Annotated in this window: 27 protein-coding genes and 1 pseudogene; 13 read left to right on the plus strand and 15 right to left on the minus strand. The window is 61.1% G+C overall.

Annotation, left to right across the window (positions count from 1 at the left end; translation table 11 throughout):
• Positions 1-2 precede the first annotated feature (2 nt).
• The gene (locus tag AB4N91_RS08550) at positions 3-857 is read right to left on the minus strand and encodes a MurR/RpiR family transcriptional regulator (protein WP_010455555.1); all 855 of its coding nucleotides are present in this window, start codon (positions 855-857) and stop codon (positions 3-5) included.
• 341 nt (positions 858-1,198) lie between these two features.
• On the opposite strand from AB4N91_RS08550, the gene AB4N91_RS08555 reads away from it, so the two are divergent.
• Complete coding sequence (locus AB4N91_RS08555; protein ID WP_169858090.1) at positions 1,199-1,759, plus strand: histidine phosphatase family protein; 561 nt, start codon at positions 1,199-1,201, stop codon at positions 1,757-1,759.
• Entirely contained in the window at positions 1,759-2,514 is a 756-nt protein-coding gene (gene cobF / locus AB4N91_RS08560) for a precorrin-6A synthase (deacetylating) (RefSeq protein ID WP_145308246.1), read from the plus strand. The genes AB4N91_RS08555 and cobF overlap by 1 nt, the downstream gene beginning before the upstream one ends.
• A gap of 109 nt (positions 2,515-2,623) precedes the next feature.
• Here cobF and ftrA read toward each other — a convergent pair whose 3' ends face one another.
• Complete coding sequence (ftrA, locus tag AB4N91_RS08565) at positions 2,624-3,598, minus strand: transcriptional regulator FtrA (RefSeq protein WP_010455550.1); 975 nt, start codon at positions 3,596-3,598, stop codon at positions 2,624-2,626.
• Positions 3,599-3,700: 102 nt separating this feature from the next.
• Between ftrA and AB4N91_RS08570 the strand changes: the two genes are divergently transcribed.
• Positions 3,701-4,135 (plus strand): rhodanese-like domain-containing protein, encoded by a 435-nt coding sequence (locus tag AB4N91_RS08570; protein WP_200666512.1) that lies wholly within the window; start codon positions 3,701-3,703, stop codon positions 4,133-4,135.
• 190 nt (positions 4,136-4,325) lie between these two features.
• Here the strand turns inward: AB4N91_RS08570 and AB4N91_RS08575 are convergent, their stop codons facing one another.
• Entirely contained in the window at positions 4,326-4,970 is a 645-nt protein-coding gene (locus AB4N91_RS08575) for a type 1 glutamine amidotransferase (protein ID WP_460112295.1), read from the minus strand.
• A 245-nt stretch (positions 4,971-5,215) separates the two neighbouring features.
• Between AB4N91_RS08575 and AB4N91_RS08580 the strand changes: the two genes are divergently transcribed.
• The 3 genes from AB4N91_RS08580 (at position 5,216) to AB4N91_RS08590 (ending at position 8,211) form a co-directional block, all read left to right on the plus strand.
• Positions 5,216-5,995: an ABC transporter substrate-binding protein gene (locus AB4N91_RS08580; protein ID WP_010455544.1), complete on the plus strand. Its 780-nt coding sequence runs from the start codon at positions 5,216-5,218 to the stop codon at positions 5,993-5,995.
• Between the two features lie 202 nt (positions 5,996-6,197).
• A complete protein-coding gene (locus tag AB4N91_RS08585; RefSeq protein ID WP_010455542.1) occupies positions 6,198-7,310 on the plus strand; it encodes a succinylglutamate desuccinylase/aspartoacylase family protein in 1,113 nt (370 codons plus the stop codon).
• Positions 7,311-7,494: 184 nt separating this feature from the next.
• Complete coding sequence (locus AB4N91_RS08590) at positions 7,495-8,211, plus strand: alpha/beta hydrolase (RefSeq protein WP_010455540.1); 717 nt, start codon at positions 7,495-7,497, stop codon at positions 8,209-8,211.
• Between the two features lie 3 nt (positions 8,212-8,214).
• On the opposite strand, the gene AB4N91_RS08595 is transcribed toward AB4N91_RS08590, so the two are convergent.
• The 4 genes and pseudogenes from AB4N91_RS08595 to AB4N91_RS08610 all read right to left on the minus strand — a co-directional run bounded on the left by AB4N91_RS08595 (position 8,215) and on the right by AB4N91_RS08610 (position 10,897).
• Complete coding sequence (locus tag AB4N91_RS08595; RefSeq protein ID WP_460112296.1) at positions 8,215-8,802, minus strand: DcrB/PsbP domain-containing protein; 588 nt, start codon at positions 8,800-8,802, stop codon at positions 8,215-8,217.
• A gap of 91 nt (positions 8,803-8,893) precedes the next feature.
• Positions 8,894-9,081, minus strand: a pseudogene (locus tag AB4N91_RS08600) (glutathione S-transferase family protein); the annotation flags it as partial.
• Positions 9,082-9,122: 41 nt separating this feature from the next.
• Positions 9,123-10,046 carry an aromatic amino acid exporter YddG gene (gene yddG, locus AB4N91_RS08605; protein ID WP_460112297.1) on the minus strand — a complete coding sequence of 308 codons (924 nt, stop codon included), beginning with the start codon at positions 10,044-10,046 and terminating at the stop codon, positions 9,123-9,125.
• 56 nt (positions 10,047-10,102) lie between these two features.
• Positions 10,103-10,897, minus strand: a complete 795-nt coding sequence (locus tag AB4N91_RS08610; protein ID WP_460112298.1) for a hypothetical protein — start codon at positions 10,895-10,897, stop codon at positions 10,103-10,105.
• Between the two features lie 164 nt (positions 10,898-11,061).
• Between AB4N91_RS08610 and AB4N91_RS08615 the strand changes: the two genes are divergently transcribed.
• From AB4N91_RS08615 to AB4N91_RS08625, 3 genes are all read left to right on the plus strand, one after another.
• Positions 11,062-11,595, plus strand: coding sequence for a chalcone isomerase family protein (locus AB4N91_RS08615; RefSeq protein WP_010455529.1), 534 nt, complete (start codon positions 11,062-11,064; stop codon positions 11,593-11,595).
• Between the two features lie 10 nt (positions 11,596-11,605).
• On the plus strand, positions 11,606-12,130 hold the full coding sequence (locus AB4N91_RS08620; RefSeq protein WP_010455527.1) for a DUF3833 domain-containing protein: 525 nt from the start codon (positions 11,606-11,608) through the stop codon (positions 12,128-12,130).
• A 77-nt stretch (positions 12,131-12,207) separates the two neighbouring features.
• Positions 12,208-13,527 (plus strand): Nramp family divalent metal transporter, encoded by a 1,320-nt coding sequence (locus AB4N91_RS08625; RefSeq protein WP_077749086.1) that lies wholly within the window; start codon positions 12,208-12,210, stop codon positions 13,525-13,527.
• 404 nt (positions 13,528-13,931) lie between these two features.
• On the opposite strand, the gene AB4N91_RS08630 is transcribed toward AB4N91_RS08625, so the two are convergent.
• From AB4N91_RS08630 to AB4N91_RS08640, 3 genes are read right to left on the minus strand one after another with little or no spacing between them, the layout of a single operon-like run.
• Positions 13,932-15,113: an acetyl-CoA C-acetyltransferase gene (locus AB4N91_RS08630; RefSeq protein ID WP_083376409.1), complete on the minus strand. Its 1,182-nt coding sequence runs from the start codon at positions 15,111-15,113 to the stop codon at positions 13,932-13,934.
• A gap of 11 nt (positions 15,114-15,124) precedes the next feature.
• The gene (locus AB4N91_RS08635; protein ID WP_010455523.1) at positions 15,125-15,790 is read right to left on the minus strand and encodes a CoA transferase subunit B; all 666 of its coding nucleotides are present in this window, start codon (positions 15,788-15,790) and stop codon (positions 15,125-15,127) included.
• A gap of 33 nt (positions 15,791-15,823) precedes the next feature.
• The gene (locus AB4N91_RS08640) at positions 15,824-16,522 is read right to left on the minus strand and encodes a CoA transferase subunit A (RefSeq protein WP_010455522.1); all 699 of its coding nucleotides are present in this window, start codon (positions 16,520-16,522) and stop codon (positions 15,824-15,826) included.
• Positions 16,523-16,673: 151 nt separating this feature from the next.
• Between AB4N91_RS08640 and AB4N91_RS08645 the strand changes: the two genes are divergently transcribed.
• Positions 16,674-17,576, plus strand: a complete 903-nt coding sequence (locus tag AB4N91_RS08645; RefSeq protein ID WP_102595014.1) for a LysR family transcriptional regulator — start codon at positions 16,674-16,676, stop codon at positions 17,574-17,576.
• 108 nt (positions 17,577-17,684) lie between these two features.
• Here AB4N91_RS08645 and AB4N91_RS08650 read toward each other — a convergent pair whose 3' ends face one another.
• Complete coding sequence (locus AB4N91_RS08650; RefSeq protein WP_460112299.1) at positions 17,685-18,536, minus strand: NAD-dependent protein deacetylase; 852 nt, start codon at positions 18,534-18,536, stop codon at positions 17,685-17,687.
• Between the two features lie 79 nt (positions 18,537-18,615).
• Positions 18,616-19,662 carry a class I SAM-dependent methyltransferase gene (locus AB4N91_RS08655; protein WP_010455519.1) on the minus strand — a complete coding sequence of 349 codons (1,047 nt, stop codon included), beginning with the start codon at positions 19,660-19,662 and terminating at the stop codon, positions 18,616-18,618.
• Between the two features lie 487 nt (positions 19,663-20,149).
• On the opposite strand from AB4N91_RS08655, the gene AB4N91_RS08660 reads away from it, so the two are divergent.
• The 3 genes from AB4N91_RS08660 to AB4N91_RS08670 all read left to right on the plus strand — a co-directional run bounded on the left by AB4N91_RS08660 (position 20,150) and on the right by AB4N91_RS08670 (position 23,216).
• A complete protein-coding gene (locus AB4N91_RS08660; protein ID WP_077749089.1) occupies positions 20,150-21,484 on the plus strand; it encodes an acetamidase/formamidase family protein in 1,335 nt (444 codons plus the stop codon).
• 144 nt (positions 21,485-21,628) lie between these two features.
• Entirely contained in the window at positions 21,629-22,468 is an 840-nt protein-coding gene (locus AB4N91_RS08665) for an HvfB family MNIO-type RiPP peptide maturase (protein WP_460112300.1), read from the plus strand.
• Positions 22,461-23,216 carry an HvfC family RiPP maturation protein gene (locus AB4N91_RS08670; protein ID WP_460112301.1) on the plus strand — a complete coding sequence of 252 codons (756 nt, stop codon included), beginning with the start codon at positions 22,461-22,463 and terminating at the stop codon, positions 23,214-23,216. The genes AB4N91_RS08665 and AB4N91_RS08670 overlap by 8 nt, the downstream gene beginning before the upstream one ends.
• 128 nt (positions 23,217-23,344) lie before the next feature.
• Here the strand turns inward: AB4N91_RS08670 and AB4N91_RS08675 are convergent, their stop codons facing one another.
• Genes AB4N91_RS08675 through AB4N91_RS08685 form a run of 3 tightly spaced genes read right to left on the minus strand, consistent with a single transcriptional unit; the run spans position 23,345 to position 25,507 of the window.
• A complete protein-coding gene (locus AB4N91_RS08675) occupies positions 23,345-24,292 on the minus strand; it encodes a phosphatidate cytidylyltransferase (RefSeq protein WP_200666500.1) in 948 nt (315 codons plus the stop codon).
• A complete protein-coding gene (locus tag AB4N91_RS08680) occupies positions 24,289-24,888 on the minus strand; it encodes a lysophospholipid acyltransferase family protein (RefSeq protein ID WP_077749092.1) in 600 nt (199 codons plus the stop codon). Before AB4N91_RS08680 ends, AB4N91_RS08675 begins: the two co-directional genes overlap by 4 nt.
• Positions 24,875-25,507 (minus strand): CDP-alcohol phosphatidyltransferase family protein, encoded by a 633-nt coding sequence (locus AB4N91_RS08685; RefSeq protein ID WP_010455508.1) that lies wholly within the window; start codon positions 25,505-25,507, stop codon positions 24,875-24,877. Before AB4N91_RS08685 ends, AB4N91_RS08680 begins: the two co-directional genes overlap by 14 nt.
• Positions 25,508-25,555: the final 48 nt, after the last annotated feature.

Here is a 25,555-nt window from a genome sequence, read left to right on the forward strand (position 1 = left end):
CCTTATTTATCCTCCAGCAGGTGGGTGGCGAAATCGGTTCGCAGGGCATCGATGCCTTCCAGGCGATCGGCCAGCTCCGGGCTGCGCAGGGTCAGGCAGGCAATCAGCGCCTCGATCTGGGCCAGCGCCGGAACCATGGTGTCGAAGGCCGACACCGATTCCACCGGCGCACTGATAATCAGGTCGGCCATTTCCCGCAGCGGTGAAGCATAGATGTCCGTGAACAACACCACCCGGGCGTATCGGCTTTTCGCCGCATTGGCTACGCGCAGGGCCTGTGACTGGTAGCGGCGATAGTCGAACACCAGCACCACGTCCTGACGCTGCACGTCGAACAGCCGGTCCGGCAGTTGTGCGTTGTCTTCCAGGGCGAAACAGCCCGGGCGCAGCAAGCGCAAATGGTTGAGCAAATAATTGGCGAGGAAACTGCTGAAGCGCCCGCCAAAGCAGTGAACCTGATGACGGGTATCGAGCAGCCACTGCACCAGAATCCGCACATCTTCGGGTTGGGTCAGTGCATGGGTATCCACCAGCGCCCGATGGGTGTCCGCCAGGTAATGGCTCCAGGCGTCGTCTTTCTGAACATGAGAACGAAGCTGCAACAGGGCGCTGGGGGACCGGAGGCGGTGGTCCATGTCACTGAGCAAGGCATCCTGGAAATCGGCGTAACCGCTGAAACCCAGTTTTTTCACCAGCCGCACAATGGTGGGGTCGCTGACACCGGCATGTTCGGCCAAGCGTGACATCGGTCCCAGCCCGTTACGCGGGTATTGGTCCAGCAAGGCACGGATGACTTTGCGTTCCGCCGGCGTAAGGTCCAGGGCGGGATCGGTGATCAGGTCTCTGAGAGAGGGCATCCGGGCTCCTGCTGGATGGGTATGTCGGTTTTGTTTCATAAATCGCTAAAACAGTATTTATGTAGCGCATGCTACATGTCTAGCGAATTTTTCCGTGGTTTTTTAAGGCCCCAAAATGGGGCGAAAAGCCCGTGCGCTGAGGGCTACACGGAAGTCGACTGGCTTTGTAGTCCATCGCCCACACGGGTGTCAGAGATTGCCTAACTTAATGGGTTAAACAAGCTCGCGTCGCGTCGGTACTGATGCAAACGAAACGCCCTGGATCAAGCGTCTTGCGGCACAATTGCGTGATTATCGGCGGCATCGAGCCGTTTTCCATTTCATCGACAGGGTGATAAACCGTGCAGGCAACCCGTTTGACCCTGATGTGCCACGCGCGAACAGTCGCACAAAAATTGGCGAGTTTTCCTACGAATGAGCCGTTGGAATTTTATGGCCAATTGGCAAAGGGTTCGCGCAGCGGTCAGTTCGAGGGGGCGCCACGGGTGCTCTGTGGGCCGGAGTTGCGCACGCAGCAGACCGCCGAGTTGTTTGGCAATGACGTTGAAATCGTTTCGGCACTGAGGGATTGTGACTTCGGACGGTGGAGCGGGGTGCGGATCAATGACCTGCAAAAGTCCGAACCCGAGGCACTGCAAACCTGGCTAGATGATCCGACCTCGGCGCCCCATGGCGGTGAGTCGGTCGCGCAACTCTGTGAACGCGTGGCGCAGTGGCTCCAGGCCCTTGTGGCAACACCGGGGCATGTCCTTGCCATCACCCATCCCTTTGTCATTCGCGCAGCACTGACGCAGGTGTTGCAGGCCAAGGCATTCAACCTGATCGACGTCGAACCGTTGTCGGCCGTCGAGTTGCGGTTCACCGGCCGCTGGCGCCTGCGCTTGCTTGAAGGAGAAATTTGATGAAGAAGCTGCTGGTCATCGGCATCGGCGCCGGCAACCCTGACTACATCACAATGCAGGCCGTGAAGGCGCTGAACCTCGTCGACGTGTTTTTCCTGATGGACAAGGGCCAGAGCAAGGACAAATTGATCGACCTGCGCCGTGAGATCTGCGAGCGCTTCATCACCGGTCACGACTACCGCTTCGTCCAAGCCCATAGCCCGGAACGCGAGCGCGGGGAGGTGGACTACAAGACCAGTGTCGACGATCTGAACCTCGCCAAGCAGCAGACCTTCGAGCGGCTGATCAATGAGGAACTGTCCGACGGCCAGTGCGGCGGTTTTCTGGTGTGGGGCGATCCGGCGTTGTACGACAGCACCCTGCGGATTTTGCAGGCGATCCTGGCCTCGGGCCGTTGTGCGTTCGAGTATGACGTGATCCCCGGAATCACCAGCGTTCAGGCGCTGGCGGCGCAGCACAAGGTACCGCTGAATCGCATCGGCCGCTCAATTGAAATCACCACCGGCCGACGGCTGGCGGCGGGGCAAGTGAGCGATGCCGACAGCCTCGTGGTGATGCTCGATGCCGAGGATTCCTACCATCAAGTGGCGGATCAGGAGACGGAGATTTACTGGGGCGCGTATCTGGGGACGCCGGATGAAATCCTGATCAGCGGCAAGCTCAAGGACGTGGCGCCGGAGATTGAGCGGGTGCGCAAGGCGGCGCGGGTGGCGAATGGGTGGATTATGGATACTTACCTGTTGCGCAAGCCTTGAGGTAAACGGTGCCTGAGCTGATGTCTTCGCGGGCAAGCCTCGCTCCTACAGGTATTGCGTCGCCTTTGCAGGAGCGAGGCTTGCCCACGAAGAGGCCCTCAACCGCACCTCAAATAATGGCTTTGACCCCACGCCCAAACCGCTCCCGATAGACTGACGGCGGCACGCCCACCACCCCACGAAACGCCACGCGAAAGCTTTCCACCGAGCGATACCCACACTGCGCGGCAATCTGGTCGGTGTTTTGCCCGGTGCTCTCCAGCAACTCCTTCGCCCGCGCCAGCCGCTCATGCTGCAACCACGCCTTGGGCGGCATGCCGGTGGCCTCGGTAAACCGACGCAGGAACGTGCGTTCACTCATGGCCGCCTCGCTCGCCAGTTCGCGAACCTCCAGCGGTTCGTGCAAGCGTTCCCGTGCCCACTGCATGACACGGGACAAATCGCTGCGCGGCGTCGGGCTGACGGGCGTAGGAATAAACTGCGCCTGACCGCCGGTGCGTTGCGGCGACATCACCAGGCGCCGCGCCACTGAGTTGGCAACCTGCGTGCCTAAGTCCCGCGTCACCAGGTGCAGGCACGCATCGATCCCCGCCGCGCTGCCCGCCGAGGTGATCAATTGACCGGAATCGACATAGAGCACATCCGGGTCCACCCGAATGTTCGGAAAACGTTCGGCCAACTCAGCGGCATAGCGCCAATGGGTGGTGGCGCCATGACCGTCCAGCAGGCCGGTCGCCGCCAGCACAAACACACCGGAGCAGATCGACAGCAACCGCGCTCCCCGCGCATGCGCCTGGCGCAGGGCGGCGAGCACGTGTTCCGGTACCGGCGCGTTGCGATCACGCCAGCCGGGAATGATGATCGTGCGGGCCTCTTCGAGCAGTTCCATGCCGCCATCGGCCAGCACCTGAATCCCGCCCATGGCGCGCATCGGGCCCTGATCCACGGCGACGATACGATGCTCGTACCAAGGGAAGTCGAACTCCGGCCGCGCCAGGCCGAAGATCTCCACGGCGATGCCGAATTCGAACGTACAGAGGCCGTCGTAGACCAGAATCGCGACCAATCCAGGGTTCGGTTGCATTTGGCGGAAAGTTCCCGGTAAGTGTCTTGTGCGCCACTGTAGCCGCAAGCGTCGGGCGGATAAAGTCTTCTCATACCCACTCAAGACTTTGGAGTACAGCCCATGACCAGCCAGGTCCGCGCCATTCCCGCAGCCCCTTCGGCCATTGCCCTGATGCACTTCAGCAACCGTCTGACCTTTGAAACCGATTGTTCCGACGTGTACAGCAGCCAACAGGCCGGCGATGTGGATTTTGTCCTGGTGGACGTTCGCGGACCGTTAGCGTTCGAACGCGGGCATGTGCCCGGCGCGATCAACATTCCCGGACGCCTGCTCACCGCCGAGAGCCTGGCGGGTTACCCGACGTCCACCTTGTTTGTGGTCTATTGCGCCGGGCCGCACTGTAACGGTGTGCACAAGGCGGCGGTGAAGCTGGCGGCGCTGGGTTACCCGGTCAAGGAGATGATCGGCGGCGTGACCGGGTGGCTGGATGAGGGGCTTGAGTTGAGTGTTGCAGTGCGACAGCCTGCCACCACCGTCATCGGCTGCGAATGCTGATATTCAGACACCGCTGAACCATCGTGGCGAGGGAGCTTGCCCCCGCTGGGTGGCGCAGCAGCCCCGCAATCTTGGCAATTGTCGAAGATTTTTGGGAGCGCTTCGCACTCCAGCGGGAGCAAGCTCCCTCGCCACAAAAGCTCCGTTGCCACAAAGGCTCACTGGCCACAGGAGCCCGTCAATCCTTAGTTCAGCGACTGCTTGAGCACGCTGCCCACCACCCATCCAGCGTTGCCTGCAACCACTCGAACACGGCTGCATGGGCGGCGCTGTCCTGTTGCCCCCGAGGCAACGGCGACTCCTCTCCAAAGTGCGCATTGAGCATGGCCACCGACTCCGCATTCCACTCTGGATGAAACTGCAAGCCCACCCGCGTCGGCCCCACGCGATACATCTGCTGTTCACATTGATCGCTGCTGGCCAGCACTTGCGCATCAGGCGGCAAGTCGATTGCGTCTTCGTGCCACTCCAGCACCTTCAGCGTCCGGCCATCGACGAACGTCACGGTGGTCCAGCCGGTTTCGGATCGATCCATCCGCCGCACGTTTCCACCCAGGCTCAGCGCCAGCAACTGCGCCCCCAGACAAATCGCAAACACCGCCGCGCCCTGATCCAGGCTGGCCGCCAGCCACTGCCGTTCTGCTTCCAGCCACGCCGGCCCGGCGTTGGATTCATAAGGTCCGCCCAGCACGATCACGGGCGCCGCGCTAACCGGCGGTAACTGGCCGAGGTCGGCGCGAAAGATGTCCAGCGTCACCCCTCTGGACGCTACCCAATCGGCAATGGCGCCTGGACCTTCGGCGGGGTGGTGCTGGATCAGATTCAAGGTGGGCATCGGTACTCTCTGTAGTTTTTGCGTGTAGGTTTTGTCTGAAAAAAGGGCTTGTCCTACAGTCCTTGCACCGCCTTGGCGCACGCTTCAAGGGCTTTGAATGGAGCAGCCACGTTTCTATAAGTATTTGTCGCTTAAAAACAATTTGCCCATTAGAAGCCATTCTAGACTGCCGGCCACTTCGATCTTCACCGACCGAAAGTCATTCGAAAGCTGCCAATAAAAGCCTCCGCACACAGGAGTTATAAATGAAGAAGCTAGTGATGTTTGGTGCCTTGGCACTGTCGATGTTGTCCCTGACCGCCGTGGCCGATGACGCCAAGCCGATCCGCATTGGTATCGAAGCCGGTTACCCGCCATTCTCGATGAAAACCCCTGACGGCAAACTCACCGGTTTCGACGTCGATATCGGCGACGCGCTGTGCGAGCAGATGAAAGTGAAGTGCACCTGGGTCGAGCAAGAATTCGATGGCCTGATCCCGGCACTGAAAGTGAAGAAAATCGACGCGATCCTGTCGTCCATGACCATCACTGACGATCGTAAGAAGAACGTCGATTTCACCATCAAGTACTACCACACCCCGGCCCGTTTCGTGATGAAGGCAGGCACCGACATCAAGGACCCGCTGACCGAACTCAAGGGCAAGAAAGTCGGTGTGCTGCGCGCCAGTACCCACGACCGCTTCGCCACCGAAGTGCTGGTTCCGGCCGGTATCAACCTGGTTCGCTACGGCTCCCAGCAGGAAGCCAACCTGGACATGGTGTCCGGTCGCGTAGACGCGCTGCTGGCCGACTCGGTCAACCTGGACGACGGTTTCCTGAAAACCGACGCCGGTAAAGGCTTCGCTTTCGTCGGCCCGACCTACGAAGACGCCAAGTACTTCGGCGGCGGCGCCGGTATCGCTGTGCGCAAGGGCGATACTGCGCTGGCCGACAAATTCAACACCGCCATCACCGAAATCCGCGCCAACGGCAAGTACAAGCAAGTGCAAGACAAGTACTTCAACTTTGACGTTTACGGCCAGTAATCACGCCGTTCAAAAAAGTGGCAACCGTTGACGCGGTTGCCATTTTTTATGCCCTCTCTGTGTTGAAATGAAATCCCTTGTGGGAGCGAGCCTGCTCGCGAAATCGGTAGGTCAGCTGCATTTATGTTGACTGACACACCGCTTTCGCGAGCAGGCTCGCTCCCACAGGTGATTTTCGCCGTTCAGCCATTCAGGAGTGACCATGCAACGCATCGACCATCCTCTGCCCTGGAGCCACCTGGGCACCGAACGCACCCTCAGCGTGTTTCGTTACGGCGCGGGTCCTCGCAAGGTTTACATCCAGGCCAGCCTGCACGCTGACGAGTTGCCCGGCATGCGCACAGCCTGGGAGCTGAAGAAACGCCTGGCCGAACTCGAAACCCAGGGCCAGTTGCAGGGCGTGATCGAGCTGGTGCCGGTGGCCAATCCGATCGGCCTTGACCAGCACCTGCAAGGCAGCCATATGGGGCGCTTCGAGCTGGGCAGCGGCAAGAACTTCAACCGCGCCTTCGTTGAACTCAGTACCCCGGTGGCCGCATTGATTGGCGACCAGCTGGGTCAAGATGCGCAGGCCAACATCGCGCTGATTCGCCAGACCATGGGCCAAGTCCTCGACGACTTGCCGGCACCGGCTTCGCAGCTGGAAGCCATGCACCGCCTGCTGCTGCGGCACGCCTGCGAGGCTGACATCACGCTGGACCTGCATTGCGATTTCGATGCGGCCATTCATTTGTATGCGTTGCCACAACACTGGCCGCAGTGGCAATCCCTGGCCGCGCGTCTGAAGGCCGGGGTGGCGTTGCTCTGTGAAGACTCCGGCGGCAGTTCATTCGATGAGTCCTGTTCGTCGCCGTGGCTGCGCCTGGCGCGGGCCTTCCCCGAGGCGGCGATTCCCCCGGCCAATCTGGCGACGACGCTGGAACTGGGCAGCATGGGCGATACGCGAGTCGATCAGGCCCAGGCCAATTGCGAGGCGATTCTGGGGTTTCTCGCCGAGCAGGGTTTCATCACGGGCACCTGGCCTGCGGCACCCAGCGAGTGCTGTGAAGGCATGCCGTTCGAGGGCACCGAATACCTGTTTGCACCGCATCACGGGGTGGTCAGTTTTCTGCGTGATTCGGGTGAGTGGGTGGAGAAGGGCGATGCGCTGTTTGAGGTGGTTGATCCGCTGAGCGACCGCGTGACAACCGTGCGCGCCGGGACCAGCGGTGTGTTGTTTGCGATTGATCGCGGGCGGTATACGCAGCCGGGGACGTGGCAGGCGAAGGTGGCGGGGCGTGAGGTGATTCGGGTGGGGAAACTGGTTAACGACTGAGGGTTGTCGCCATTGCCAAAGGCCTCTTCGCGAGCAGGCTCGCTCCCACAGGTTTGATGTGCGACACACATCCACTGTGGGAGCGAGCCTGCTCGCGAAGACGGCATCAACAGCGCCACAAATCCCCTTGCTGTGCGCACAGTGTTAGGCTCCCCCCGAATCCTGCACTTGTGAAGGAAGGTTTATGTTGAAGTTTCTCGCTCTGCTGACGCTGCTGGCCTCGGCCACCGTCCACGCTGAAACCCCGCTGCACACTGATCTGCCGCTCAAATACCTTGAGCAGGCGCATCCCGAGTCCCGCCACCAGCCCCTGGTGATTTTCCTCCACGGTTACGGCAGTAACGAGCAGGACCTGTTCGATATCAAGGATCAATTGCCTGCGCAATACACCTTCCTGTCAGTGCGGGCACCGATGGTGATGGAGGAGGGCAGTTACAAGTGGTTTCGCGAGAAGGGCAACGCTGCCTACAACGGTGAGACCGATGATCTGAAGGCCAGCGGCCAGGTGCTGCTGGACTTCATTGCACAGGCGGCGAAGAAGTATCACACCGAACCCGACAAGGTATTCCTGGTGGGTTTCAGTCAAGGCGCGATCATGTCCTACGAGGTGGCGCTGCGTCATCCCGAAGCCGTCGGCGGGATTGCGGCGCTGAGCGGGCGGATTCTGCCGGTGCTGAAATCCGAACTCAAACCGGATGAAAAACGCCAGAAGCTGGCGATCTTCATCGGTCATGGCACGGCAGACAAACGCTTGCCGTACATCGACGGCACCGAGGCCAACAGCCTGTTACAGAGCCTGTCTCTCAAGCCTGAGTTTCATGCCTACCCCGGTGTCGGTCACAGCATCAGTGCCACCGAAATGCAGGATTTGAGCGCCTGGTTGCAGCGCCTCAACCCCTGAAGCTTATTTGCCGCTGACGATCTGCTTGACCAGCGTCTCGTGGCCGCCGTTGTCGCTGAGGCGGGAAATCACCTGAACGATCGCCATGCGCGTGTTGGACGCGGCCATCACTGTGGTGTCGAGGGTTTTGCCGCCGCCCTGGGTGGCGGTGCTGTCGATCTGCCGCAAGCCCAGACCGGTGCCTTTCTGCGTCAGGCTTTTTTCGCTGAGTTTGGTGAAGTCCGGCAGTGCCTTGGCTTGTTCTGAGGCGAAGTCGGCCGCTGCGGAGTCGAGGAACGGACCGTCGTTATCCTTGACGTTGGCGCCACCGGGGATGGTGTTTTCAGCGGCGATTACGACGGTTTTGGTGGTCTGGTTGGTGTACATGGTGCCCGTTGCCCCGGCTGTACCGGTAGCCGCGTCGCCGGCCGGGAGCGGGTTGGCGATGAAGCCCTTGGGCAGGGTGAACTTGAACTTGCCGCCGAGCATCGAGACCACTTGCGTTGGCGCTTTATCGCTGGCGGTGGCCTTGGCGGCAGAGGCATTCAACGCCCCCAGGCTGGCGGCCGCCGTCAGTAACAGGACAACGGCTTTTTTACTCAACAATGACATTCGGAAACTCCAGGGATGATCGCGCATTCGCCGCAATCATCCCATGGAACACGATTTGTAGCAGCTGCCGAAAACCATCCTCACCACAGTCTCAGGCCTGATTTTGCGCTAACAGGTTATGACGGGTTTCTTCGTTGAACTCGGTCTTGAACACCCATTTCTCCCTGAGATCCTGCGCACGCTGGGCGCCCGGGCGGGCGCTGTTTCATCGAACAGACGCTTGACGTTCGGGTAGGCCGCCAGGCCGTTCTCGCCGAGGATGTAATGCGCGTAGCCAGACGCTTCGAGTAGCAGGGCAACGTTCATCGGGTTCGGTAGCTTTACTCGTTCGGAACAATTGAACGTGTTGCGGGCGCTCTATCGCTTGCGCTCGACGTGGCGATCACCGCCCCCGCGATGATCAACACGGCAGGGATGATCAGGATCGGACCGGCCTGGCTGCGTCCCACGGCAAGCAGCAGTAACGTCGATATCAACGGTGCCAGATAGGAAAGCGCCCCCAGCGTCGCCAGACTGCCGTGTTTGGTGGCGTGGTCCCAGGCAAGAAATGCCAACCCGACCGGCCCGAGGCCAAGCACCACAATCGCGGTCCATTGGCCGGGATCAGGCAGTACCGTGGTTTCGAAGGCCAGATGGCAAATCAGACCGGACACGGCCGACATACCGCAGATCCCGCCGATGATGCTGCTGGGCACGTTGTTGAACCGTCGGTTGATCACCGAGTAACCGGCCCAGATCACCGCACAGCCGAAGGCCGCGAGATAACCGGCGATGGGCATCGAGGCGCCAGCCTCCGGACCGTGTTGTTGCATGATGAACGCGGTGCCGGCCAGCCCCAGCAGTGCGCCGAGCATTTGCCGTTTGTTCAGCTTTTCCCCGGCCGAGAACGCCGAGAGCAGCACCAGCAACAGCGGCCACAGGTAGTTGATCAGACTGGCTTCGGCCGCCGGGGCTACTTTGAGCGCGAAAAAATACAGCGCGTGATAAACGAAAATGCCGACGAACCCGGTCACCCATACCGCCCAGGGCTGTCGCCAGCTACTGAAGCCGGCGAGCCCGCGCCGACCCAGAATCACCAGGCTCGCCACAAACGCTATGCCGAAGCTCAGTGTCAGCAGTTCAAAGGGCGGAATGCCTTCGGTGAGGGTGGTCAACAGCGCGAGGCAGGACCAGAGAACTATCGCGATCACGCCAACGGCGGTGGCTGAGTGGGGGGGACGGACGAGGGACGATGCGAGACTCATGTCTGTTCCTTCAGCACGTAGCGGGCGACATCCTGGCCCTCTGGATGTGAAGGAGCTTAGCGTTTGATCGCTGATCGTCCAGTCTCGGTCGTCGAGTTGATCGGTCGCGCCAGCAAGCGCCTGGTTATGCCCAACATCCCCACGGACACCGCAACACCGAGGGCAAAGGCGCTCATGCCCATGTCGGGCAACGCCAGCGCCAACACCAGGCAAAACGCCGCGAACGAATACATGCCGGTCGCCGTCGCCCGCAGCAATGCTGCCGTAAACGCCGGGCCGCGGGTTTGCTGGGAAAACACCGCCATCACGCTGCCGAGTACCGGGAACACCGCGAGCAAACCGCTCCAGCCTTCGCCGACGGTGCTGGCGAGTAAGGTCACGGCGAGGGTGAGCAGGGCGCCGGCCATCATGCGCAGCAGCAGTCTGTCGGACTTCGGCGCCGGGCCTGTAACGATGGGTTGCACACTGGGAAACAGGTACGGCGCCGCCAGCAGCGCGGTGGCGGCCGCGATCACCGAGAACATCAGCGAGGGGGGTATCAGCGAGAGCACCACGGCCACGGCGGACCAGACCAGCAGTGAAATGGTCAACGCCCATGGCCATCCTGCCCGTTGAGCGACCTGGGCGTAGGTCACGCAGAAGGCAATCATCGCGGACATCGCCGACAACGCCGCCGTCGCTGATTGAGCGGCGAACACCCGGCCTTGTTCGATGGCAAGGAAGAACAGAATCGGCCCGACCACCACCGGCAATCCCGACAGCCAACCGGCCACGCTGGGGCCCCAGCGTTTGCCAGCCAGGGAAATCAACAAGAGGAAGCCTGGAATCACCAGCAGCTTGAGCATCAGCACGCACACGTCTCCGACCTGAGTGAGGCGCCAACGTTAGCACTGCGGACGCAGGATTGCTCTAGGAATGAGGGGGTTTTGTATACAAAACTTGCAACTCAAATAATTGTACAAAACGTAGCTTTGCGTATAAGTTTTTAACAGATGCCCATGGTGAGAAAAACGCGATGAACAGACTCCGGTTGCGCCTGTATCACGGTGTGTTGTTGCTGGGATTGTCATGCACCCAGGCCTTGGCCAATTGGCAGGAGGCATTGCCCGGCGCGCAGATCATCGGTGCCGGCGAGTTTCGGGTGTTCGGATTCGATGTCTACAACGCTCGGCTCTGGAGTGCAGCCCGGCCTTTGGCGCCAGACCAGCCGTTTGCCCTGGAGCTGATCTATCAGCGCAGCATTTCCCGCGATGATTTGGTGCAGGCCAGTGTCGATGAAATCAAGCGGTTGTCCGGCGCCTCGGTCAGCACCGAGCAACTCGAGCGCTGGAAGGTGCAGATGCAACAGTCGTTCGTCGACGTAAAAGCCGGCATGCGCATTACCGGCGTTTATTTGCCGGGGCAGGGCGCGCGGTTCTTTGTCGGCCAGCAGCCGCAACACGAAGTGAAAGACCCGCAATTCGCCCGGGCCTTTTTCGATATCTGGCTCGACCCACGTACACGTAATCCGGAGTTGCGCCAGCAGTTGCTGGGCAGCGCCAAGCCTTGAGGTGCATGACATGTTGAAAAATCTGCTGCTGGTGTTGTGCGTCTGCCTGGCGGGTTGCAGCGTCGATGTGCAGCATTACAGCGAGCAAAACCCCAAGCTCGATCTACCCGGGTTCTTCGTCGGGCGAGTGGATGGCTGGGGAATGTTCCAGAAGCGCTCGGGCGAGGTGGTCAAACGCTTTCATGTGCTGATCAACAGCCGAATGGACGGTCAGAACCTGATCATGCATGAAGCCTTTACCTACAGCGACGGCACGAAGCAGACCCGTGTCTGGACGTTGTACCCGGACGGCCCTGGCCGTTGGCGCGGTACGGCCGGCGATGTGGTCGGCGAGTCTCGCGGTGAGGTCGCCGGCAACGCGCTGCACTGGCGCTATGAACTGAGCCTGCCGGTGGACGACAAGGTCTACCAGGTGCATTTCGACGACTGGATGTACTTGCTGGACGAAAACACCATGGCCAATCGCTCCGCCATGACCAAGTTCGGTGTTGAATTGGGCCAGGTGACCTTGTTCTTCCGCCGCCACGGCGCCTGATACCCGGGCATTTGCCCCTTGGGCGCAGGGGCTGAAACGTCTAAGCTGCGCTTTTCCACCTGTCGACGGATGTGTCCGTGAAATTCAGTTTGCCCAAGGTTGGCACTGCGCCGTTTTGCCCGCCGGAAGTGGCGGGCAGCGTTGCAGTTGATCCCAACGCTTCATTTTTCAAACGCATGCTGCGCTTTGCCGGTCCTGGCTTGCTGGTGTCCATCGGCTACATGGACCCGGGCAACTGGGCGACCGCCATCGAGGCCGGTTCGCGTTTTGGTTACAGCCTGTTGTTCGTGGTGCTGCTGGCGAGTCTGGCGGGGATGGTGGTGCAGTGTCTGTGTTCGCGCCTGGGCATCGCCACCGGCCGCGATCTGGCGCAGCTGTCCCGGGAGCGCTACAGCACACGGACCGCGCGGACTCAATGGGTGCTGGCGGAAATCTCGATCATCGCCACCGATCTGGCGGAAGTGCTCGGCTGTGCGCTGGCCTTTCACTTGCTGCTGGGCTGTTCGCTGACTGTCGGCATCGCGCTGACCGCGTTTGACACGCTGCTGGTGCTGGCCCTGCAAAACCGTGGTTTCCGCCGCCTGGAAGCGATCATGCTGGTGCTGGTGAGCACCATCGGCGTGTGCTTCTTCGTCGAGTTGCTGCTGATCAAGCCGTACTGGCCGGACGTCGCCCGTGGATTTACGCCGTCCCTGTCTGCCATTGGCGATGCCGCGCCGCTGTACCTGGCCATTGGCATCCTCGGGGCCACGGTGATGCCGCATAACTTGTACCTGCACACCTCGATCGTACAGACCCGAATGATCGGCAAGGACCTGGCCAGCAAGCGGGACGCGGTCAAACTGGCGCGGATCGATACCATTGGCTCTCTGGCGTTGGCGCTGCTGGTCAATGCGGCGATCCTGATCCTCGCCGCGGCGGCCTTTCATCAGAGCGGGCATACCGATGTGGTGGACATCCAGGACGCCTATCACTTGCTCGACCCGCTGGTGGGCGGCGCCTTGGCCAGTGTGTTGTTCGGGGTGGCCTTGCTGGCGTCCGGGCAGAGTTCGACGTTTACCGGGACCATCGCGGGGCAGGTGATCATGGAGGGTTATCTGAACCTGCGGATCCCGTGCTGGCAACGACGGCTGATTACCCGGGGGCTGGCGTTGATCCCGGCGTTCATCGGCGTCTGGCTGATGGGTGACAATGCGATCGGCAAGTTGCTGGTGTTGAGTCAGGTGGTGTTGAGTCTGCAGTTGCCGTTTGCGTTGTACCCGCTGATTCGCATGACCAACGATCACAAATTGATGGGACCGTTTGTGAATCGCTGGCCGACGCGGGTGTTGGCGTGGGGGTTGTTTGGGGTGATCAGTGGGGCGAATAGCTGGTTGATCTTGCAATTTTTGGGGTGACTGGGCCGGCCTCATCGCGAGCAGGCTCGCTCCCACAGTGGATCTGAGGTGAACACAAAACCCTGTGGGAGCGAGCCTGCTCGCGATGAACGATAACGCGGTTTTCCGGGCGGCCCGTTGCCCACGCTGAACCTGGTGAGATTTGCCTGAAGGCTGGGGCAAAAAAGAACCCGGTGCTTCTGATGACTGTCAGCCCAGACAGATACTGACTGTGGCGAGGTAGCTTGCTCCCGATCGAGCGCGAAGCGCTCGCAAAATCTTCGACAATTGCCGGGATTTTGGGGCTGCTTCGCAACCCAGCGGGAGCAAGCTCCCTCGCCACAAAAGCCTGCAACGCAGGAACACCGGGGGTGTTACCAGACTGCGCGGTTCTTCGTGGGTCCCCGCGCAGTCTGTTGAACGCTTTACGCCCGTTCGATCGCCAAAGCCACGCCCTGACCACCACCAATGCACAAGGTGGCGAGGCCTTTCTTGGCGTCGCGCTTGATCATTTCGTGCAGCAGGGTCACCAGCACCCGGCAGCCCGACGCACCGATCGGGTGACCGAGGGCGATGGCGCCGCCGTTGACGTTGACCTTGTTCAAGTCCCATTCCAGATCCTTGGCCACCGCCAGGGATTGCGCGGCGAAGGCTTCGTTGGCCTCGACCAGGTCCAATTGGTCGATGGACCAGCCAGCCTTGCTCAGGCAACGGCGCGTGGCCGAGACCGGGCCGATGCCCATGATTGCCGGGTCGACGCCCGCGTTGGCGTAAGCGGCGATTTTCGCCAGCACTGGAAGACCCAGGGCCTTGGCTTTGTCGGCGCTCATCAGGATCACGGCGGCGGCACCGTCGTTCAGGGACGAGGCGTTACCGGCAGTCACCGAACCGTCCTTCTTGAAGGCCGGTTTCAGTTTGCCCAGCGCTTCAGCGGTGGTGCCGGCACGCGGTTGCTCATCGGTGGCAAAGGACAGCGGATCGCCCTTGCGCTGCGGGATCAGGATCGGTGTGATCTCATCGACAAAACGCCCGGCTTCGATGGCAGCCGTGGCTTTCTGCTGCGAGGCCGCGGCGAAGGCGTCCTGTTGCTCGCGGGTCAGGTTGTACTTGTCCGCCAGGTTCTCGGCGGTGATGCCCATGTGGTAATCGTTGAACGCATCCCACAGGCCGTCGCTGATCATGGTGTCAACGATTTGCGCGTGACCCATGCGCAGGCCAGTGCGGGCTCCGGGCATGACGTAGTTGGACAGGCTCATGTTTTCCTGGCCGCCGGCAATGATCACCTCGGCGTCGCCGCAGCGGATCGCTTGAGTGGCCAGGTGCAAGGCTTTCAAACCCGAGCCGCAGACCTTGTTCAGGGTCATCGCCGGCACGGTAAACGGCAGGCCGGCCTTGATCGCGGACTGGCGCGCCGGGTTCTGCCCGGCACCGGCGGTCAACACCTGGCCCATGATCACTTCATCGACTTCAGCAACGTCCAGGCCGGTTTGCGCCAGCAGCTGACGGATCACCGCGGCACCGAGGTCAACGGCGGACACATTGGCCAGCGAGCCCTGGAAACTGCCGATGGCGGTTCGGGTGGCGGCAACAATAACGACGTCTTGCATGGAAGAATTCCTCACTGGGCAGCGAACTGCATTTCCGGAACGTGATCCGGCACGATCAGTTTACCGGCGGTCTTGGCGACAATCTCTTCGACGCTGACGCCCGGCGCACGTTCTTTGAGAATGAACGCGCCATTTTCGATTTCAAGGTAAGCCAGGTCGGTCAGCACACGCTTGATGCACCCGGCGCCGGTCAGCGGCAGGCTGCATTTGGACAGAAGCTTGGACTCACCGTCCTTGGACGCGTGGGTCATGATGACGATGATGTTGTCCGCGCCGGCCACCAGGTCCATGGCGCCGCCCATGCCCTTGACCAGTTTGCCGGGGATCATCCACGAGGCGATGTTGCCTTGCACGTCGACTTCAAAGGCGCCCAGCACGGTCAGGTCGACATGACCCCCGCGAATCATCGCGAAGGACTCGGCCGATGAGAAGATCGACGCGCCGATACGCGCGGTCACCGTTTGTTTGCCGGCGTTGATCATGTCGGCATCGATGGTTTCTTCAGTAGGAAAGGGGCCCATGCCGAGCAGGCCGTTTTCCGACTGCAGCATGACTTCCATGCCTTCAGGGATGTAGTTGGCAACGAGGGTCGGAATGCCGATGCCCAGGTTCACGTAAAAGCCGTCCTGCATTTCGCGGGCGACGCGTTGAGCCATTTGTTCGCGGGAAAGTGCCATTGTTATTTTTCCTTCAGGTCCGGGGGCTGGGGATCACTTACGCACGGTGCGCTGTTCGATGCGCTTCTCGAACGTGCCGCAAATGACTCGGTCGACGTAGATGCCAGGGGTATGGATCTGCGACGGTTCCAGCTCGCCGGGTTCGACGATTTCTTCGACTTCGACCACGGTGATCTTGCCGGCAGTGGCGGCCAGCGGGTTGAAGTTCTGGGCGGTGTGGCGATAGATCACGTTGCCGAAGTGGTCGGCTTTCCAGCCTTTGACGATGGCGAAGTCACCAGTGATGGATTCTTCCATCAGGTACTTGCGGCCATGGAATTCGCGCACTTCCTTGCCATCGGCAACCGGAGTGCCAACGCCGGTGGCGGTGAAGAAAGCGGGGATGCCGGCACCGCCAGCGCGCATTTTTTCGGCGAGGGTGCCTTGCGGGGTCAGGACGACTTCGATTTCGCCTTTGAGCAGTTGGTCTTCGAACAGTTTGTTCTCACCGACGTAGGAGGCCACCACTTTGCGAATCTGCCGGTCTTCCAGCAACACGCCGAGGCCGAAACCATCGACGCCGCAATTGTTGGAAACCACGGTGAGGTCACGGGTGCCCTTGCGCTTGATCTCGGCGATCAGGTTTTCCGGGATCCCGCACAGGCCGAAGCCGCCGGCGATCACAGTCATGCCGTCTTCAAGACCTGCCAGAGCTTCCTCATAGGAACTCACGCGCTTGTCGAAACCTGCCATATGCACCTCTTTTATTCTTTGTGGGCGGCTGGCTAGCCGTATGGGGTAGGAGTGTCTCGCTGGATGATTTATTTGTTAAGTTGATTTTTAAGGTTGATTGATAGATAAAACTCACCAATCACTTATCTTTAATACGTTGGAGCCCGCGCCCATGACAGTCAAGCAGATCCGCGCATTCCTGGCCGTGGCCCAGAGCCTGAGTTTCGCCGTGGCCTGCGAGCGGTTGCACCTGTCGCAATCGGCCTTGAGCCTGACCATCAAAGCGCTGGAGGAGGGGCTGGGCGGCCGGCTATTCACCCGCAACACACGTAATGTGGCGTTGACGGCGGAAGGCGAATCCCTGGTGCCCCTGGCTCGCCGGCTGATTGCGGACTGGGACAACGCCGAGGATGAACTGCGCCAGCGTTTCACCCTCCAGCGCGGGCGCGTGACCCTGGCGGCAATGCCGTCGTTTGCCGGCAATCTGCTGCCGCCGATCCTCAAGACTTTTCGCGCCCGTTATCCCAAGGTCAACGTCACGGTGAACGACGTGATCAACGAGCAAGTGCTGGAAATGGTGCGCGACCGGCAGGTGGAACTGGGGGTGGCGTTTGAGCCGTCGCAGAGTTCATCGCTGGCATTCACGCCGTTGTATATGGACCGTTTCGTTGCCGTGGTGCCGGACGACTCTCCCTTGGCGCAACGGCACGACATTGATTGGCAGACGTTGCTCCAGGAACCGTTCATTACCTTGCAGCGTCCGTCGACGGTACGGGTGATGCTGGAAGAACACTTGCAGGCCCGGGGGATGAAATTGCCGGTGGAGTTTGAAAGCCATCAGTTGGCGACAGTCGGAAGGATGGTGGCCAGCGGATTGGGCGTCAGCGCCGTGCCAGCCCTGTGCGCCGGGCAGATGCGCGAGTTGGGCGCACGGTGCATTACCTTGCGCGACCCGGTGGTGGAGCGGGCGATCGGGGTGCTGACCAAGCCAGGAGTGGAACTGTCGGCGGCGGCGCAGGCGTTGTTCGATATCCTCAAAGCCGAGAATCTGGGCGAGCGAGTGTCCATGCCCTGATCACAATCCCCTGTAGGCGCGAGGCTTGCCCGCAAAAAGGCCGGCGCCTTCAACATTGAAGTCGACTGACACGACGCCTTCGCGAGCAAGCTTCGCTCCTACAGGGGTTTAGGGTGATGAAGAGGAGAGGTGCTGTGCCAGCAAGGGCAACAGCTGTTCGCACGAGGCCTCAATCTTCATATCCAGGAGGTCATCTGCCCGGGTCTTGCCCAGATTGATCGCCATCAACGGCTTGCCCTGATCCGCCACCACCCGGCACAAGCGAAACGCCGAATACGCCATCAACGAAGAGCCCACCACCAACAATCCCGCCGCCTGTTCCACCGCCGCCATGGCTTTGGCCGCCGTCACCTGCGCGACGTTCTCGCCAAAAAACACCACGTCCGGCTTCATCCGCTCACCCGCGCAATGCGGGCAATGCGGCACCTGGAACCGCGCCTCGAACGCCGGATCCAGCAACGTGTCGCCGTCCGGCGCCTGCACCGCATCGACCCCGGCCAGATAGGGATTCTGCGCCTCCATCAGGTGCTGGATCGAATCCCGCTCGCTGCGCTGTCCGCAGTCCAGGCACAGCACCCGGTGCAAGCTGCCGTGAAGTTCGATCACATCATGGCTGCCGGCCTGATCGTGCAAGGTGTCGACGTTCTGAGTGATCAGCCCGCTGATCTGCCGGCTGCTTTGCAGACTGGCCAGGGCTTCGTGGGCCACGTTCGGTTGAGCCTGGCGCACGCGCGGCCAGCCGAGCATCGCCCGCGCCCAATAGCGGCGCCGTGATTCCGGGGCCGACAGGAACTCCTGATACATCATCGGTTGCCGGCCACGCCGAACGCCCTCGTTGTCGCGGTAGTCTGGAATGCCCGACGGGGTGCTGATGCCGGCGCCGGTCAGGACCATGAACGGCTGCTCGGCCATCAGCTGCTGGAGCCGGTCGAGTTGTTCGTGGATGCGGCGGTCAAGCATGTTCAACACTCCGGGTATCTTGAGTGTTTGCAGCGTAGCACTTGCCAACCTGCCGAATGCGAGCCCGTGAGCGGCGTGGTTATTTTCGCGCCTCCAGAATCAGGTTGAACGGCGTTTCCGTGGCCCGCCGGAAAGTCTTGAACCCCGCTTCGGTGAAGACCTTGCGCAACCGCGCTTCACCCGCCTGAGCGCCGAGCCCAAGGCCGACTTCCTGGGACAGCGAGTTCGGCGTGCAAATGAAGGTCGAGGCGGCGTAGAACAGCCGGCCAACCGGGGTGACGTTGTCGTCCAGCGAATCGTTGGCGAACGGTTCCACCAGCAGCACCGTGCCGTCCGGTTTCAGAGCGTCATAGGCGTGTTTCGCCGCGCCCACCGGGTCGCCCATGTCGTGCAGGCAGTCGAAATAGCAGATCAGGTCATAGTCGTCGCCGGGGAAGCTTTTCGCCGTGCCCTGAAAGAACCGCGCACGCCCGGACACGCCACCTTCTTCGGCGCGCTGGGTCGCGACGGTGACGGACGGTGCGTGGTAGTCGAAGCCGACGAACCGCGAGTCCGGGAACGCCTGGGCCATGATCACCGTGGAGGCGCCGTGTCCGCAGCCGATGTCGGCGACTTTGGCGCCCGCCTGTAATTTGGCGACCACGCCTTCCAGGGCCGGCAGCCACTCGGCGATCAGGTGCGCTTTGTACCCGGGGCGGAAGAACCGCTCCGTGCCGCTGAACATGCACGGATGGTGATCGCCCCAGGCCAGGGCGCCGTTGCCGCGCATGGCGTTGACCAGTTTGTCCTTGTCATGGAAAAACGACGCGACCACCCCGATACCGCCGGCGATATAGACCGGCGAATCTTCGATCGCCAGCGCCAGGGCTTGCTCTTCGGGCAGGCGGAACTGGCCGCCCTCGTGTTCCATGTAACCGGACGCGGCGTGGGCGCTGAGCCATTCGCGCAGCAGGCGGGGGTTGCAGCCGGTCTTGTCGGCGAGTGCTTCAGGGGTGATCGGCTGACTGTCGGCCATGGCCCGGTACAGGCCGAGCTCTTCGCCGAGGATGACGTTGGCAAGCATCGCCGCGCCGCCCATGTCGTTCACCAGTTTGCCCATGAAGTCATTCAGTCTGGCCTCGTCCATCACATGTGCTCCTTCAGCAGGATCACGGTCCAGAGGCCTTGTTTATCGAGGCGTACACCTCTGGGCGGTGGTCGTGGGAATGAACAGGACGCTGTGCACGTCCCGCGTGCAGTAAGTTTAGTCCGAGCCCCGTGCGCGGCGGCCTGAAGCGACGAAAGCGCCATTCCCCTGGCCGACACAAATCCCTGTAGGAGCGAGGCTTGCCCGCGAAGTCGCCGTGTCAGTCGACAAAAGTATTGCCTGACACTCCGTCTTCGCGGGCAAGCCTCGCTCCTGCAAGAATTTGCGATGTGTATCGCACTGTATCCAGCCGCCGTCCCGATACATTCCACTTCATTCGCGGCTCCCACCGAACACAGACCAGATACAAACCTGCGATGAACTGTAAAGGCTAACCAGCGCCCGAAATCCGGGGCTGTCGAGGCACTTTTCAGGGTCGTCGCAACAGGCGGCCGTCTTTGCTCGTGACTCCGTGAAGGGAACAATAATGACCACGCTCGTGCCTGAAACCGACCTGAAATCCGCTCCCGTCAACCATCTGCGCGTCGATCAGTACACCAACGGTCTCATTGGCCCCAGCCAGCCGATGCTCGGCCCTCTGGCCGACGGCGGCACCCTGATCACCGGCACACCGCCGGGTTGCTGGGGCCCGATGATCACGCCCGCCTTCGAGGGCGGCCACGAAGTGACGCAACCGGTGGCCATCGCTGGCGCGGAAATCGGCGACGCCGTGGCGATCAAGATCAAGAGCATGCGCGTCACCTCGCTGGCGACGTCGTCCGGGGTCATGAGCTTTGTTGAGGGGCGCTACAACGGCGACCCGTTTGTCGCCAAATTTTGCTCCAAGTGCGGCACCGACCACCCGGCCAGTCATGTCGAAGGCATTGGCGAGGAGTCGATTCGCTGTAACAACTGCGGCGCCGAGGTCAGTGCGTTTCGCTTCAGCCATGGCTACGTGATCGTGTTCGATGCACAGAATCAGGTCAGCCTGACCGTCAACCAGGACGTCGCCAACCGACTGGCCGGCAATGCCTCTGAAATGTCGGCGCTGCCGGAATTCGCCGCCCAGCATTCGATCCTGTCTCTGGCCCGTGCCGACATCCCCGGAGTTGCCGCGCACATGCGCCCGTTCCTCGGCAACATCGGCACCACGCCGTCCCGTGACTTGCCCGATTCGCACAACTGCGCCGATTTCGGCCAATACCTGATCAACGCCCCACACCGTTTCGGCATGACCCGCGAAGAGCTGCACGCGGCCAAGACCGACGGCCACATGGACACCAACTCGATCCGCGAAGGCTGCGTGTTGATCTGTCCGGTGAAAGTGCCGGGGGCCGGTGTGTACATGGGCGACATGCACGCCCAGCAAGGCAACGGCGAGATCGCAGGGCACGCCACCGACTGCTCCGGGGAAACCGAAGTGGTGGTGCAAGTGGTGAAGAACCTGACCCTGGACGGGCCGATCCTCCTGCAAAACCTCGACGATCTGCCGCCGATGGCCCGGCCCATGAATGCCCGACAACGGCAGAAAGTCCGCGAACTGGGCGAGCGCTGGGGTCAGCATGAAATCGAGCAGAGCGGGCCGATCACCTTTATCGGCAGCGGCGAGAACCTCAACGTCGCCGTCGAGAACGGCTTGAAACGTGCCGCTTCGGTCACCGGTTTGCCGTATGACGAAGTGCTCAACCGCGCGACCATCACCGGCTCGATCGACATCAGCCGCCTGCCGGGCACCGTGCGCGTGACCTTCCTGTGCCCGATGAACGTGCTCGATCGCATCGGCATCGGCCATCTGGTACGCGAGAAATACGACCTGGCGTAACGCCTGCCGAAGGGTCTGTACCGGAGTGTGTACAGGCCCGTCGGCGATACAACCGCCACGATGTTCTGCCGAACCGGAACACAGCCCCGATACATCGCTTCGGTTAACTGTGACTCCGTACTGGCAACCCTTGAGATCGACACCATGCAGACCCCCATCACCTCAGCGAAAGCGACCGTCGGGCTTGGCTTGCGTCGCGGATTAATGAAGGACCTCCAGGCCGCCCGTACCGGCGATTACGATTTCCTGGAAGTCGCGCCGGAAAACTGGATCGGCATCGGCGGCGCCCATGGCCATGCGCTGCGGGCCCTGGCCGAGCGTTTTCCGTTGTCTTGCCACGGCTTGTCGCTGTCGCTGGGTGGGCCGGCACCGCTGGACGTCGGGTTTTTGCAGGAAGTGCGGGTGTTCCTCGATCACTACAACGTGCCGCTGTACAGCGAGCACTTGAGTTATTGCAGCGATGACGGTCACCTTTACGACCTGTTGCCGTTGCCGTTTACCGAAGAAGCGGTGCACCACGTGTCCGCGCGAATTCGCCAGGCCCAGGACATTCTCGGCCGGCGCCTGGCGGTGGAAAACGTCTCCTACTACGCCGCGCCCCAGCAGGATATGGACGAAGTGACCTTCACCAACGCGGTCCTGCGTGAAGCCGATTGTGACCTGTTGCTGGACGTCAACAATGTCTACGTCAACTCGATCAACCATGGCTTCGATCCGCAGACCTTTCTGGCCGGAATCGATTCGGGCCGGGTGGTGGCGATGCACGTGGCCGGGCACTTCGATGAGTCCGATACGTTGAAAATCGACACCCATGGCGCGTCGGTGAAACCGGTGGTCTGGTCGTTGCTGGCCCAGGCCTACGCCCGGTTTGGCGCACAGCCGACATTGCTGGAGCGGGATTTCAACTTCCCCGCGTTCTCTGAACTGGTGACTGAATTGCAGACTATTCGTCGCTTGCAGGCCGAGGGGGTGAACCGTGGATAAGCCAGGCCTGTTTGACCAGCAAAACACATTGGGTCTGTACCTGCGTGACCCGGACCATTGCGCGCCGCCAGCCGGGATGGATGTGGCGCGGGCACAGGTTTACCGCGACCTGATTTTTTCCAACCTGTCGTTGTTGCTTAGCGGGACCTTTCCGGTGCTGATCAAGATTCTCGGTGATGAGCGTTGGCGTTCGCTGGTACGGATCTTCCTGCGGGACTGTCGTGCGCGTACCCCGAAATTCGGCGAAATCGCCCAGGAGTTTGTCGAGTTCCTGGCCTCGGAACCGAGTGCATTGAGCGAAGGTGTGTGGCCTCCGTTCATGGTGGAGCTGGCGCATTACGAGTGGGTCGAAATGGCGTTGCAACAGTCCGAAGCGGAGCCGTTGCCGCCGAGTGATGTGGCGTTGATTCTGGCGCGACCGTTGCTGGTGTCACCGTTGGCGTGGCCGTTGGCTTATGCCTGGCCGGTGCAGTTGGTGGGGCCGGATCATCAACCGGAAGCGCCACCGGCTCAACCGACTTTGCTGCTGGTGCGTCGAGCCGAGGACTGGAGTGTGAAATTTTCCGAGCTGAGCCCGCTGGCGTGGCGGTTGTTGCAGCGGATCGAGGAATTTCCCGAGCTGGACGGGCAGGCGCAGTTGGAAGGGTTGGCAGTGGAGGCGGGGGCCGTTGGATCGCCGGAGTTTATGGCGAGTGGCACGGCATTGTTGCGGCAGATGCATGGGGAAGGGGTGATTGGGTTTGCATGATCGTTCCCATGCTCTGCGTGGGAATGCCTCACCGATCGCTCCGCGTCCGCTTCAGGGACGCGGAGCGTCCCGGGCTGCATTCCCACGCAGAGCGTGGGAACGATCACTGACAGGGGGTGGTGTCTATTTTATGGGGCGGAAAAGAAATACCGCGTCAGGTGAAAGAAGATCGGCGCCGCGAAACAGATCGAATCCATCCGATCCAGCATGCCGCCATGCCCTTTGATCATGGTCCCCCAATCCTTGGCGCTCAGGCTGCGCTTGATGGCGGACATGACCAGCCCACCGAGAAAACCCATCACCACGATCACCAGCGACATCAGCAGCGACTGCCAGAAACTGAACGGGGTCATCCAGAACATGCACCCGCCAATCAACGTGGCCGACAGACCGCCACCGACCAAGCCTTCCACCGTTTTCGACGGACTCACCAGCGGCGCAACTTTGTGCTTGCCGAATAGTTTGCCGAACACGTACTGCAACACGTCACTCAGTTGCACGACGAACACGAGATAGAACAGCAGCAGCGCGTTCTGCCCCTTGAAACCTTCCAGGTCCAGCAGCAATAGGGCCGGCGCGTGGCTGATGCAGTAGACGCAAATCATCACCCCCCACTGAATCTTGGCCGCCCGTTCCAGAAAAGCGTCGGTGTCCTGGCTCAGCACCGCAATCGCCGGCAACAGCAGGAACGCGTACACCGGAATCAACAGGGTGAACAGCGAATACCAGTGCGTGCCGATCAGCACGTATTGCAGCGGGATCAGAATGAAGAACGCCGAAAACAGCGCGTTATGGTCGCCCAGCCGGGTCGGCGTCAGGGTAATGAACTCCCGGAGCGCGAACAGCGAAATGAAGCCGAACAGAATAACCGTCGCGTTCCCGCCCAGCAGGTAGGACACGAAGAAGATGATCACCATGCCCCACCAGGCATTCACCCGCTGGTTGAGGTTCTCGATGGTCGACATCGAGCTTTCTGTTTTGGCGCGCTTCGCCAGAATCCGGCCGATGACCGAAGCGATTGCCAACAGGACGGCAATGGCGCCGAAGAACCACAAGAACTTTTCGTCAAGATTCATTCCGACAACCTCACAATCGCTTCACGCGCCCGATCCAGAAACACCTGTTTTTCCTCGCCGCTTATCCTCGGCAGCGGGTCGCCGATACGGATCGTGCAGATAATGGGCAGCGGGACGTGTTTGCCTTTCGGCATGGAGCGATGCAGGTTTTCCAGGTAGATGGGCACCAGATCCACCTCGGGGAATGTCTCGGCCAAACGGTACAGCCCTGATTTGAAAGGACCGGGCAACGCCTCGCTACCACGCGTGCCTTCCGGAAAGATGATGATCGAATGGCCGGCGCGCACCACATCGAAAATCGGCTCCAGCACGTTGACGCCGGGCGCTGGGTTTCGCTCGATCAGCACTGCGTTCAGGCCTTTTTGCGAGATGTACGACAGAAATTTGTTCTTTCCCCAGTAATCCGCAGCGGCGACCGGTTTCACGTTCACCCGGGCTTCCGGGGGCAGCGCCGCGATGATTGCCAGGGTGTCCATGTGGCTGGAGTGATTGGCGAAATAGATGCGCTGGCGTGTCAGGTCCGGCGGGCTTTCCCATCGGGCGGTGACGCCGATCAGGAAGCGAAGAACAGAAATCAGCGCGTTACTGATCCACATGAGCATTCCCCTTGAGCTGGCGCGAGATGGCCAGCGTGCGCGTGACGCAGGTCGCGGCTGAACCGACAGCGATGACGACCAGCGCGATCAACAGCACGTAGTGAGTGCCATAAACGCTGGCTTCGACGGCATTCAACAGAAGGGCCACAGTCATCACGGCCATTCGATGCTGCTTGGCCATTGGGCCGATGAAACTTTGCTTCAGGCCAATCGAACCGCCGAACACCCTGACATACGCCGTCAGTGCCGCGGCCAGCGCCGCGAACCAGCCGAGATCGGCGTAGCCGATGGCATACCCCAGCGCGACGATCAGCAGGCTGTCGGCAATGCGGTCGGGGAATTCGTTGTAGAGGCTGCCGATGTCGGATTTCTTGCCGCCCTCGATCGCCACCATGCCGTCGAAGAGGTTGCACAGCAGGCGCAATTGAATGCCGACGGTGCAGAGGATCGAGCCGATGAGCCCGTTATCGAGATTCAGTGCCACCGCCCCGGCGAGCGCGAAGGCGATGCTGGCGACGGAGATCTGATTGGGGGAGATGTCTCGTTTCACCAGAAGGTCGGTGATGTATTTCGCCCAGCCCGCAGAGCGCGTCTTGATGGGCCTTCGGTTGTCATCCATTTTGCCAATATCCATATAAGTGTCGGTTGCTATCAGGGCATCGCCGTC

Source organism: Pseudomonas sp. H3_D04 (genome assembly GCF_054669175.1).

Bases quoted from the DNA above. Each gene is read 5' to 3' on its own strand.
- AB4N91_RS08550 (WP_010455555.1), bottom strand. From the start codon at position 857: ATGCCCTCTCTCAGAGACCTGATCACCGATCCCGCCCTGGACCTTACG.
- cobF (WP_145308246.1), top strand. From the start codon at position 1,759: ATGAAGAAGCTGCTGGTCATCGGCATCGGCGCCGGCAACCCTGACTAC.
- ftrA (WP_010455550.1), bottom strand. From the start codon at position 3,598: ATGCAACCGAACCCTGGATTGGTCGCGATTCTGGTCTACGACGGCCTC.
- AB4N91_RS08570 (WP_200666512.1), top strand. From the start codon at position 3,701: ATGACCAGCCAGGTCCGCGCCATTCCCGCAGCCCCTTCGGCCATTGCC.
- AB4N91_RS08575 (WP_460112295.1), bottom strand. From the start codon at position 4,970: ATGCCCACCTTGAATCTGATCCAGCACCACCCCGCCGAAGGTCCAGGC.
- AB4N91_RS08580 (WP_010455544.1), top strand. From the start codon at position 5,216: ATGAAGAAGCTAGTGATGTTTGGTGCCTTGGCACTGTCGATGTTGTCC.
- AB4N91_RS08585 (WP_010455542.1), top strand. From the start codon at position 6,198: ATGCAACGCATCGACCATCCTCTGCCCTGGAGCCACCTGGGCACCGAA.
- AB4N91_RS08590 (WP_010455540.1), top strand. From the start codon at position 7,495: ATGTTGAAGTTTCTCGCTCTGCTGACGCTGCTGGCCTCGGCCACCGTC.
- AB4N91_RS08595 (WP_460112296.1), bottom strand. From the start codon at position 8,802: ATGTCATTGTTGAGTAAAAAAGCCGTTGTCCTGTTACTGACGGCGGCC.
- yddG (WP_460112297.1), bottom strand. From the start codon at position 10,046: ATGAGTCTCGCATCGTCCCTCGTCCGTCCCCCCCACTCAGCCACCGCC.
- AB4N91_RS08615 (WP_010455529.1), top strand. From the start codon at position 11,062: ATGAACAGACTCCGGTTGCGCCTGTATCACGGTGTGTTGTTGCTGGGA.
- AB4N91_RS08620 (WP_010455527.1), top strand. From the start codon at position 11,606: ATGTTGAAAAATCTGCTGCTGGTGTTGTGCGTCTGCCTGGCGGGTTGC.
- AB4N91_RS08630 (WP_083376409.1), bottom strand. From the start codon at position 15,113: ATGCAAGACGTCGTTATTGTTGCCGCCACCCGAACCGCCATCGGCAGT.
- AB4N91_RS08635 (WP_010455523.1), bottom strand. From the start codon at position 15,790: ATGGCACTTTCCCGCGAACAAATGGCTCAACGCGTCGCCCGCGAAATG.
- AB4N91_RS08640 (WP_010455522.1), bottom strand. From the start codon at position 16,522: ATGGCAGGTTTCGACAAGCGCGTGAGTTCCTATGAGGAAGCTCTGGCA.
- AB4N91_RS08645 (WP_102595014.1), top strand. From the start codon at position 16,674: ATGACAGTCAAGCAGATCCGCGCATTCCTGGCCGTGGCCCAGAGCCTG.
- AB4N91_RS08650 (WP_460112299.1), bottom strand. From the start codon at position 18,536: ATGCTTGACCGCCGCATCCACGAACAACTCGACCGGCTCCAGCAGCTG.
- AB4N91_RS08655 (WP_010455519.1), bottom strand. From the start codon at position 19,662: ATGGACGAGGCCAGACTGAATGACTTCATGGGCAAACTGGTGAACGAC.
- AB4N91_RS08660 (WP_077749089.1), top strand. From the start codon at position 20,150: ATGACCACGCTCGTGCCTGAAACCGACCTGAAATCCGCTCCCGTCAAC.
- AB4N91_RS08665 (WP_460112300.1), top strand. From the start codon at position 21,629: ATGCAGACCCCCATCACCTCAGCGAAAGCGACCGTCGGGCTTGGCTTG.
- AB4N91_RS08675 (WP_200666500.1), bottom strand. From the start codon at position 24,292: ATGAATCTTGACGAAAAGTTCTTGTGGTTCTTCGGCGCCATTGCCGTC.
- AB4N91_RS08680 (WP_077749092.1), bottom strand. From the start codon at position 24,888: ATGTGGATCAGTAACGCGCTGATTTCTGTTCTTCGCTTCCTGATCGGC.
- AB4N91_RS08685 (WP_010455508.1), bottom strand. From the start codon at position 25,507: ATGGATGACAACCGAAGGCCCATCAAGACGCGCTCTGCGGGCTGGGCG.